This is a genomic window from Chromobacterium aquaticum, assembly GCF_021129195.1.
In the GTDB taxonomy this organism is placed as follows: domain Bacteria; phylum Pseudomonadota; class Gammaproteobacteria; order Burkholderiales; family Chromobacteriaceae; genus Chromobacterium; species Chromobacterium aquaticum.
In genome coordinates this window covers 1-9,967 of the sequence record NZ_JAJOHW010000117.1, presented here as the reverse complement: position 1 = coordinate 9,967, position 9,967 = coordinate 1, and the positions used below count along the sequence as shown (strand labels likewise).

Annotated in this window: 7 protein-coding genes; all 7 read right to left on the bottom strand. The window is 61.8% G+C overall.

Annotation, left to right across the window (positions count from 1 at the left end):
* A partial coding sequence (locus tag LQT98_RS17940; RefSeq protein WP_048410867.1) for an ExbD/TolR family protein occupies window positions 1-418 on the bottom strand: 418 nt, incomplete at its 3' end.
* Between the two features lie 13 nt (window positions 419-431).
* A complete protein-coding gene (locus LQT98_RS17935) occupies window positions 432-875 on the bottom strand; it encodes an ExbD/TolR family protein (protein ID WP_231464027.1) in 444 nt (147 codons plus the stop codon).
* A 10-nt stretch (window positions 876-885) separates the two neighbouring features.
* Window positions 886-1,617 (bottom strand): MotA/TolQ/ExbB proton channel family protein, encoded by a 732-nt coding sequence (locus tag LQT98_RS17930; RefSeq protein WP_231464025.1) that lies wholly within the window; start codon window positions 1,615-1,617, stop codon window positions 886-888.
* 47 nt (window positions 1,618-1,664) lie between these two features.
* Window positions 1,665-2,321, bottom strand: a complete 657-nt coding sequence (locus tag LQT98_RS17925; protein ID WP_048412005.1) for an energy transducer TonB — start codon at window positions 2,319-2,321, stop codon at window positions 1,665-1,667.
* A gap of 95 nt (window positions 2,322-2,416) precedes the next feature.
* Window positions 2,417-4,987 (bottom strand): TonB-dependent receptor, encoded by a 2,571-nt coding sequence (locus LQT98_RS17920; RefSeq protein ID WP_231464023.1) that lies wholly within the window; start codon window positions 4,985-4,987, stop codon window positions 2,417-2,419.
* 597 nt (window positions 4,988-5,584) lie between these two features.
* A complete protein-coding gene (locus LQT98_RS17915; protein WP_231464021.1) occupies window positions 5,585-8,176 on the bottom strand; it encodes a TonB-dependent receptor in 2,592 nt (863 codons plus the stop codon).
* A 400-nt stretch (window positions 8,177-8,576) separates the two neighbouring features.
* The coding region (locus LQT98_RS17910; RefSeq protein ID WP_231464019.1) for a glycoside hydrolase at window positions 8,577-9,967 on the bottom strand (1,391 nt) is incomplete at its 5' end.

The following is a 9,967-nucleotide window of genomic DNA, read 5'->3' as shown; positions in this document are numbered from 1 at the left end:
ATTGCACGAATTGTTCCGACCCTACAATCCCCAGCTTGGTCACCCCCAAACGCTGCGACTCCGCCAGCACCATCGCCACCGGCTCATACCCCGCGTCCTTGTTCGGCTTGATGTGAAACTCCGGCTGCGGCACCCGCGCCGCCGCTTCCGTCAGCTTCTTCTCCAAGCCCTCTCGGTTCGCCAGCCGCTCACCGTTCCACAAGATACCGTTGTCCGCCGCAATGTCGATCTGCACCACCACCGGCTTTTCCAAGGGCTTGGCGGGGCTGCTCACCGGCATGTCCAGCTTCACCGCGTGCGTCTGGATCGGAATCGTGATGATCAGCATGATCAACAGCACCAGCATCACGTCGATCAAGGGCGTGGTGTTCATTTCCACCATCAGATCGTCGTCGGACGAGCCTACATTCATACCCATCTTGCTCTCCCTTCTAGTTCCGCGGCGGCGGCTCGGTAATGAAGGCGATCTTCACGATCCCCGCCTGCTGCACCGCCAGCACGATGCGGCCGATCGGGCCATACTTCGCCGCCAGGTCCCCGCGGATGTGCACTTCCGGCTGCGGGTCCTTCTTCGCTTCCTTCACCAGCCGCGCCAGCAATTCTTCCTGCGTCTTCACCGGCGTGGTGTTCCAGTAGATGGTGTTGCCGGTGTCCACACCCAGCACGATGTTCTCCGGCTTGGTCTGCGTCGGGATATTGGTTTCCTTCGGCAGCGCCATCTTCACCGTCTGCGTCACCACCGGCACCGTGATCAGGAAGATGATCAGCAGCACCAGCATCACGTCCACCAGCGGCGTGGTGTTGATCGCCGACATCACCGCGTCTTCGTCGCCCTTGCCGTGGCCCTGGCCGAATCTTGCGTTGCGCCCCTTCATCGCCCGCTCCTCAGCGGCTGGCGAGCAGGCTGGCGTGCAGACGTCCCGCCACCACGCGCACCATGTCCAGCACCAGCTTGTTGCGGCGCACCAGCCAGTTGTAGCCCAGCACCGCCGGCACCGCGACGCCCAGGCCGATCGCGGTCATGATCAGCGCTTCGCCCACCGGGCCCGCCACTTTGTCGATCGACGCCTGGCCGGACATGCCGATCGCCGTCAGCGCGTGGTAAATGCCCCATACCGTGCCGAACAGGCCGACGAACGGCGCGGTGGAACCCACCGTCGCCACCACCGACAGGCCGTTTTGCATATGGTGACTGGCGGAGTCCACCGCGTCGGAGATCGCCATCGACACCCAGGTGTTGAGATCGACGCGGCCGGCCAGTTCGCCCTTGTGTTCGCCGGCCGCTTCAATGCCGGCCACCGCCACCGCGCTGAACATGCCTTCGTCGGCCAGTTCGCTGGCGCGCTTTTGCAGCTCCGCGCCGTGCACCGCCAGCAGCTCGCGGCCTTGCTTCAGCAGGCGGCGCTGTTCCAGCAGCTTGACGATGCCGACATACCAGGTGGCCGCCGACATGATCAGCAGGATGATCAGGGTGCCGCGCGCGACGATGTCGCCTTGCGCCCACAGGGCGTCGATGCCGTAGGGGTTGCTGGTCACGTGGGCGGTTTCGGCGGCCTGAACGGTCAGGCTGCTCAACAGGGCCACGGCGGTGAAGGCGATGCGGGTGATTTTGCTCATGTTCTGTTTCTCCTAAGAATTGCTGGTTCCGGTCGCGGCGCGCGCGCTCATTCGCCGGAATCGAGTTTGAAGCCGAATTCCTGGCTCAGCAGGCTGTTGGGTTTGCAGCTGTAGCCTTGCAGCGCGGCGGTGATCGCCGACTGGAAACCGCTGCGGTAGCGCGGCGGGATGCCGCCGTCGAACGAGATATTGGCGATAGTGCTGAATTTGCCGTTGTCGCCCACCTGGAAGGCCACGCGCACCACGCCCTGGATCTCGTCCTGCTGCGCCTTGCTCGGGTACTCCGGCGCTTGCAGATGGCTGCAGTTGGCCTTGGCCGACACCGGGCCCTTGGGCGCTTCCACCGCCGGGGCCGGGGTGGGCGCCGGCTGCGGCGCCGGGTCCGAGGTAGTGGACTGGATCGCGTTGGCCGTGGAGGTGACCGGCGGCGGATTGACCACCGGCGGCACATAGGCCTGCGGTTTGGGCGCCGCGGTGGGCTGCACCACCTTCTCTATCTTGGGCGGCGGCGGCGGGGGTGGTGGCGGCGGTTCGCTGATGACCGCCACTTCGACCTTTTGCTGGATCACTTTGACCACGCCCTGGGCCAGGCCCGACACCAGCGCGTAGATCAACAGTGCATGGAAGACGACCACGCCGACCAAGCCCGCGATGCGGCGCTTGGGCGGGGGACCGCCGACTCCTCTGGCTGTGATGCTCGTCATGTTCATATCCACTGTCTTCTGATTCGCCCGGCGGCGGAGCGCCGCCGGGCCCTCGAACGGGGCGGATCATCTCCGCCCCGCTGCTGCCTACGTGCTCAGAGCTTGTAATTGGCCTTGAGGAAGAAGGAGCGGCCCATCGGATCGGTAAAGCGCGGATCGTAGTTCTGCTGCGTGGAACGCGTCAGTTGATTGGAGTACGGCGGCTCTTGATCGAACAGGTTCTTGATGCCGGCGGTCACGGTCAGCTGCTTGTTCCAGGCGTAGGAACCAGACAAGTTCCAGGTGGAATACGGCCTAACGTTATGTTGTTGCTTAGCCGGATTGGCATCGGTGTAGCCAGACTTGTAGTTCTGCGCCAGGATCGTGCTCCACGCGCCGTAGGACCAGCCCAGGTTCAGGTTGTGCTGCCAACGGAAGGTAGGGCCACCGTCGATGTAGGAACCCAGGTTGCTGTAATACGGACCGTTCTTCTCGTTCTGGTAGGAGTACTTGGACAGATAGGTGCCATCCAATGTCGCGGTGAAGGTGCCTACCGAAGTCTTGGGCAATACCCAGTTCAGCTTGATGTCAACGCCGGCGGCGCTCAGATTGCCCAGGTTGTCGTAGTCGTCGATGATGTAGGACAGATTGCCGTTGCTGTCGCGGACAAAGTTTTTAGCGTACTTCACCGGGTCGGCGAAGATGGCGCTTTCATCCAGGACGCTGATCTGACCCTTGATCATGGTCCACCAGAAATCGGCGCTGGCGGTAAAGTCCTTGACCGGCTCGATCACCATGCCGAAGGACAGCGAGGACGACTTCTCCGGCTCCAGCTTCTTGTTACCGGCGATGCGCTTATTGCGCTGCATCTTGGTGCAGGCGGTGCCATCCGCGCCCGGCGCCGGGTTCACGCCATCCGGACAAGCGCCGTAATCGACATAGCTGCTGCTAGTCAGCTGCAACTGGTTAGGCCGGTAGATGTTGTACAACGACGGCGCGCGGAAACCGGTGCTGGCCGAGCCGCGGAACAGTACTTGCGAGCTGGGCTGGAACTTGAACGCCACTTTCGGGTTCAACGAACTGTCGGTATCGCTGTAGTGGTCGTAACGCGCGGCCAGTTGCACATCCAGGTTCTTCAACACCGGGATTTCCGCTTCGCCGTAGAAGGCATAGGCGGAACGGCTGCCGCTGGAGTCTTCGGTCTTGTCCTGGCCGGTGCTCAGCGCATCGCGGGTCACCGCCTTGTTATAGATGGTGCTCAGCGATTCGCGGCGCACTTCCGCGCCCAAGGCGATAGCCATCATGCCGGCCGGCAACTGGAACACTTCGCGGCTGACCTTGATGTCGGCCATGTCGATGGTGGACTTGGCTTCCTTGGTCTGGCCGGTCATGCCCACCGAGCGCCAGGCGGCGAGATTATTGCCGGACAGGTCGAACGGATCCAGCGCGCCGCTGTCGACCGCGGACTGCATCTTGCTCTTGCTGACGTAACCCGAGGTCAGGTTTTCCTTGATCAGGTTTTCGGACCGACCGATGCCGGCGCGATAGTCCCAACCGGCGATCAGGCCTTCCATATTCAGCATCAGCCGCTGCGTGACCGAGTTGGCCTCGGTCTCGCGGTTGCCCAGCGGGATGGTGCGCACATAGAGCTTGTCGAGCTTGGTCGGGTCCACCGCGTTGACGCGGGTGATGTCACCGCCGGTAGGCAGCGGTGCGTTCTGCGCAGTGGTGATGGTCTCGGTACGCGTGTATTGCAACGACAACTCGTGATTGTCGCCTATGCGCTTGGTCGCCTTGACGATACCGGAGATCTGCTCCACCTGCGGGATGATGCTGGGGTACAAGGAGAAATATTCAACACAACGCCCGCCAACATACTGAGAAAAAGGCGGAGCGCATTTTGGCGCGGAAGGCGTCACCCATGTATTGGTTCTACCATCCAGGTAGTTGCCAGGCCAGGCGTTGGGGCTGGTGCTGGTAAAAGGGGTGATTTGCTTGGCGAAGTCGCGCTGTCCCGCCATCACCATGTCTTGCTTCATGTAGTCGATGGCGCCGTAGACATTGAAACCGTCCTGGCCCAGATCGCCAATGCCGTAGGAGGCATTGATGCGCTTTTCATCTCCGCCGCCATGCTGCGGATTGGCCAGGCTGCCGCCGATGCTGAAACCCTTCAGGCTTTTCTTGGTGATGAAGTTCATCACGCCGCCGATGGCGTCGGTGCCGTAAATGGCGGACGCGCCGTCCAGCAATACTTCCACGCGATCAATGGCGGACAGCGGGATGGCGTTCAGGTCGGCGGAAGTGCCGTCGATCGCCTGGTTGGCCATGCGGCGGCCGTCCAGCAGCACCAGAGTGTATTGATTGCCCAGGCCGCGCAGGCTGGCGAAGGAGCCGCCGCCGGAAGAGGCGCCAACCGAGGCGCTGGCGCCTTGCGAGGACTGGTTGGCGGCGATGCTGTTGACCACCTGCTCCACCGTGGTCAGGCCTTGCTTGGCCAGATCCTCGGTCTTGAGAATGGTGACCGGCAGCGCCTTTTCTTGCTTGATGCTGCGCTTGATATTGGACCCGGTGACCTCTACCCGATCCAGTTGACCGGAGTTCGCCTCAGCGGCGAATGCGAATGGCGCATGGCTTGCCAAGCCGGCCAAGGCCAGGGCAAGCACCAGCTGCTTCTTTTGACTTCTCAACTTGTTTTCTCCTTAACTGCACACGGAAACCAGCAGCGCTTCTGTGGAGTGCTTGCTGGATACAGCAGGCCGTCGACAATCGAACGTCATGACCATGTTTCGAGTGTGTTAAGGATTGTTGCCCTCAGTCAATAATTGTTAACGCCTGTTTATGACGCCGGAGCGGACAGCGCGGCGGAGACCTCGGCGGCAGGAATGCGGAAAAATCATGTTAGGGCTGAAAAATCAATAGACTAAGCCCCTCATTTTTGCCAGCGCCTTTTGAATGACCCCGCTAGTTTCCTGTCATTTTCTGTGTGACAAGCCAGCATCACCTGTTGCTTTTTTGCATTTTTACGACGTTTTTGTACAAGAATTTTAGATTAAGCTAATTTTGCAAAAACTTATGCATTCGTTTTTTTAATGGCTGCCATGTAAAAATGCACTCCATATCAATTTAACCCTTAACAACTCGCCCCCTTCCTGCCTGGCAGACTCATTCCAAAAACATAAAGCCCCGCCGCGCCGAATGGCGCGACGGGGCGTTCTCAATGCCTTGGCGGAACTTAGAACCGGCTCAAAGTCTCGCGAGCAAGACGGGAAGGCATGAACCGCTTCTTAGAGTTTGTAGCTGGCTTTCAGGAAGTAAGCACGGCCCACCGGGTCGGCGACGACCGGATCAAAGCCGTACTGAAAGCTCTTGGTCTGATTGCTGAACGGCGGCTCCTGGTCGAACAGATTGCGGATGCCGGCGGTGATGGTCAGCTTCTTGTCCCACACATAGCTGCCGGACAGGTTCCAGTTGGAGTAAGGACGCACATTGTGACCTTCCTGATTCGGGTTCAAGTCGGTATAGCCGGACGAATAATTCTGCACCAGAATCCCGCTCCACGGCCCCTGCGCCCAATTGAACGCCAGGCTGTGCTTCCAGCGCAGCACCGGCGGCAGCACGTTCTGATACCAACCTCCCAGCGGGCTCAGATACGGCCCCTTGGGCTCCATCTGTTGCTGATACTTGGAGGTGTAAGTGCCGTCCAGATTGATGCCGAAATTGCCCCAGGCGGTTTTGGGCAGGCGGAAAGCCAGGCTGATGTCCACGCCGGCCGCGCTCAAGGTGCCCAGGTTCTGGGTGGTGGTGATCACGTGGTTGAGCGAACCATCGGGGTTGCGCACGAACTTGTCGGCGTATTTGACCGGATCGCCGAAAATCACCCCCGGATCCAGCGCGCCTATGGTGTCCTTCACCGTGGTCCACCAGAAGTCCGCGCTGGCGGTGATTTCCTTGATCGGCTCGATCACCACGCCGAAGGTCAGCGAGCTGGCCTTTTCCGGCGACAGATTGTTGTTGCCGCCCTGCAGGGCCTCGAACTGGGTATTGCAATCGTCCACCTTGTTGCCGCCATTGGCCGGCGTGCCACCCGGGCAGCGCAGCGGATCGTTGAACTTGTTGGCGGTGTAGGTCTTGCTATTCGGCGTGAACACATCGTACAGCGTGGGCGCGCGGAAACCCTTGCTGGCCGAGGAACGGATCAGCAGCTGCGGAATCGGCTGGTATTTCACCGCGATCTTGGGATTGAAGGAACTGCCAAAGTCGGTATAGCGGTCATAACGCGCGGCCAGCTGAGCGTCGAAGTTTTTGAAGATGGGAATATCCGCCTCGACATAGGCCGCGGTCACGCCACGGCTGCCGCTGGTGGACTTGGAGTCGGCGATGCCGGAACCCAAGGCGAACTGGGCGATGTCCTGGATTTGGCTGTCCAGCTTTTCACGCCGGGTTTCCACGCCGAAAGCCGTCGCCATCATCCCCGCCGGCAGTTGCAGCACTTCCTTGCTGACCTTGAAGTCCGCCATGATGGTCTGGAATTTGGCCACCCAGCCGTCGCCATTCAAGGAAGTACTCTCCCAGGCGCCGGGCGCCGAAGGGCCGAACGGGTTGATGGTGCCGTTCTGGAAGGCGGCGGCCACCTTGTCGCCGTTCACATAGCCGGACTTGTAATTGATGGTGGTCTTGTTCTCCGAGTAGCCGACGCCGCCGCGGTAGTCCCAACCGGCCAGCAGGCCTTCGGCGTTGAAGGCCAGCCGCTGCGTGGTGGACAGGCTCTCGGTCACGCGCGGTCCCAGCGGCACCGAGCGCGAGTTGATCACCACCGGGCTGCCGTCGGTGGGGGTGCCGTCCGGCAAGTGGGTTGGATAATACTTGTCGCCGGCCTTCAAGGTGGCGATCTTGGTCAGCGGCGCCGGCGAGATGCGCGTGGTGCTGACGTTGCGCGCCCCCATGTATTGCAGCGACAGCGTGTGCTCGCCCAGTTGCTTGGTGCCCTTGGCGAAGGCGGTCAGTTGCTCCACCTCCGGCGTCAGATCCATGTAGAGCGTCGCGTTCTCGCCGCAGGAATTGGCGTCCAGCGGCAAGGCGTACGGCGGTTTGCAATTGGGCGCCGCCGGGTTGTAGGCATTGCCCTTGTAAGTGAAGTTGGACGGAAACACTCGACCGCTCAGATTGTCCGCGCTCAGGTATTTATTGGCGAAGGAACGGTTCAGCGTGGTGATGGGGTCCAGTTTCTGGTAGCTCAGCGAGCCGTAAACATTGTAGCCGTCCTTGGCCAGGTCACCGATGCCGGCGGTGATGCTGGCGCTGCCGGTATTGCCGCCCTTGTGTTCGGTGGACAGCAGCTCGCCGCTGACCGTCACACCCTGGTAGCTCTTCTTGGTGATGAAGTTGATCACGCCGCCGATGGCGTCGGTGCCATAGATGGCCGATGCCCCGTCACGCAGCACTTCGATGCGCTCGATCGCCGACAGCGGTATCGCGTTCAGATCGGTGGCGTAGCCGCCTATCGCCTGGCTGGCGACGCGACGGCCGTCCAGCAACACCAGCGTGTACTGCGAACCCAGGCCGCGCAAGCTGGCATAAGACGCGCCGCCCGACACGGTCTGCACCGACGAGGCGCCCACCGTCGCCGACTGGTTGCTGGCCAGCGAGTTCACCACCTGCTCCACCGTGGTAAAGCCCTGCTTGCTCATTTCCTCGGTGCGCACCACCGTCACCGGCAGCGCTTTTTCCTGCTTGATGCTGCGTTTGATATTGGAGCCGGTAATCTCCACCCGGTCCAATGTCCCGCTGCTCGGCTCATCCGCCCAGGCCGGCAGCGCTTGGCTGCCCAGGCCTGCCAGGGCCAGGGCGAGCGCCAACTGCGTCTTGCTAGTTCTCATGATCTCTCCAGTCATGTATCGAAACCCGCCGGGCGCGCTTCTGTTGGGCGCGTCTCCGTCGGATCATCCAACCGCAGACTATTTGTCATACGGCTCGATACGATGCTTGAAGCATGAATTACACAAGGTCAATAAACATCATGGTTAATCACATACAGTCATGAACTGTCACAACTCAAAATACCTGCCTGAGCCCAGCAAACCGCGACGGCCGCAATATTGCAAAAAGATTGCCAGGCAAAGATTTGCCGCACTGCCGCGGCCTACGCCCCGCCTCGATGGCTAGCACGCGACAGCGTTGTCTTTGTGCCAATGCACCATCCAACCCACTCGAGTCCTTGCCATGCGTAAAAACCAGAATTGGAACGAAATCAATGCATTTAACTCATAGCGGCAATCATCACCCCAGGCATCCCCCCCCTGCTATCGTCGTCGGCGGCGCGCAGTCGCTTGCCAATACCGTGCGTTCAAGCTCGCCCGCCAATTGCACCCGCATCGCCCTGGCCGCCAATGGCCGGCCCTCGACTTCTCGCGGCTGGCCGCTGAAGTTCACCGTCAGCCGGCTGCCATCGGCAAAGCGAGTCTGCTGCACCTGCCGATCCGACGTCAGCCAGGCGAAACCGGACAGCGGCTGCGTCGCCAGGCGCCGGTGCAAGGGCTGGAACACCCGATCCACGCAGCGCATCAGCGGCAGCCGCCGCTCCAGGCTGGCCGCGCTCAAATGCCATAGCGGCGGCACGTTGTACAGCCACTGGGCCAGCAGATTGTCTTCATAGGCATTGCTGAACTTGAGATTGTCGTACAGCCAGTGATTGCTGGTGACGATGGAATCGTGGAACACCGCCTGGTACAAGGGCAGCCGGTATTGCGGCCGGTAGTAAATATCCCGATAGGGCTGCTTCAACGGCACGGTCTTGAAAAAGGTCTCGGGCTGATCCGCAGGAAACCAGCGCCCCAGAAAGTACGGCGACTTGGGGTTCTTCTGTAAATCCGCATCGCCCCAGCCCAACACCGGCACCTGCATGCCATGCGCGAAAGCGATGCCGCGCGCGGTGGCGGCATTGCCGTTCTCCGAGCCCACAGGCACGGCAAAGCGATCGCGCACCCAGGCCATGCTGCGCTCATTGCCGGCGGCCAGTTGCGCCTGGCCGGCGCGCCTCTCCGGCGTGTAGTCATCGAACACCATGCCGGTGGCGTAGGCGTCCAGGAACCAGCTATTGAAGCCCAGCGCCCGGTGCAAGGCCTGAGTGCGCTGCTGCAAGATAGGCCGCACGCAATCCGGATTGGTGTAGTAACCGGATTGCTGGAAGCCGCTCTTGCGCCGGCCGTTGGCCAAAGTGACGCCGCAGTCGCGATACGCGGCGGCGCCCTGCTGCGCGGTCAGCCAGTCCTCGCGTTGCCCCGGCGGCAAGGCGGTCTCATAGGAGTCATAGGCCGCCATCAGATAGCCGGCGCTCACGCCCGCCGCCACCGCCTGGGGCTGCCACAGGCCGCCTTCCCAGTTATCCACGCCCAGCCACAGCCGGGACAGGCCGGCCGCACGCAAGGCCCGCAGCGTCTTGGTCGACAGGCCGCCGCCCCAACTGTCCGGCTGGCCCAAGGCCGCGCCGAACACCCGCAGCACTTCAGCGCGCAGCCGCCGGTAAGGCGCGGCCAGCCGGCTCCAGTCCGGCTTGGCGCTCAACCAGCCGGCGCGCGCCTCGGCGGTCAAGGCCTGATTGAAGGCCGCCAGCAGCGTCCGCCGCTGATACGCATCCGGCCGCGCCGGCGCGGCCCGCAACACCGCGGCGG

Excerpts from the sequence above, each read along its gene's own strand:
- LQT98_RS17935 (WP_231464027.1), bottom strand. The coding sequence starts at position 875 with ATGAAGGGGCGCAACGCAAGATTCGGCCAGGGCCACGGCAAGGGCGAC.
- LQT98_RS17930 (WP_231464025.1), bottom strand. The coding sequence starts at position 1,617 with ATGAGCAAAATCACCCGCATCGCCTTCACCGCCGTGGCCCTGTTGAGC.
- LQT98_RS17925 (WP_048412005.1), bottom strand. The coding sequence starts at position 2,321 with ATGACGAGCATCACAGCCAGAGGAGTCGGCGGTCCCCCGCCCAAGCGC.
- LQT98_RS17915 (WP_231464021.1), bottom strand. The coding sequence starts at position 8,176 with ATGAGAACTAGCAAGACGCAGTTGGCGCTCGCCCTGGCCCTGGCAGGC.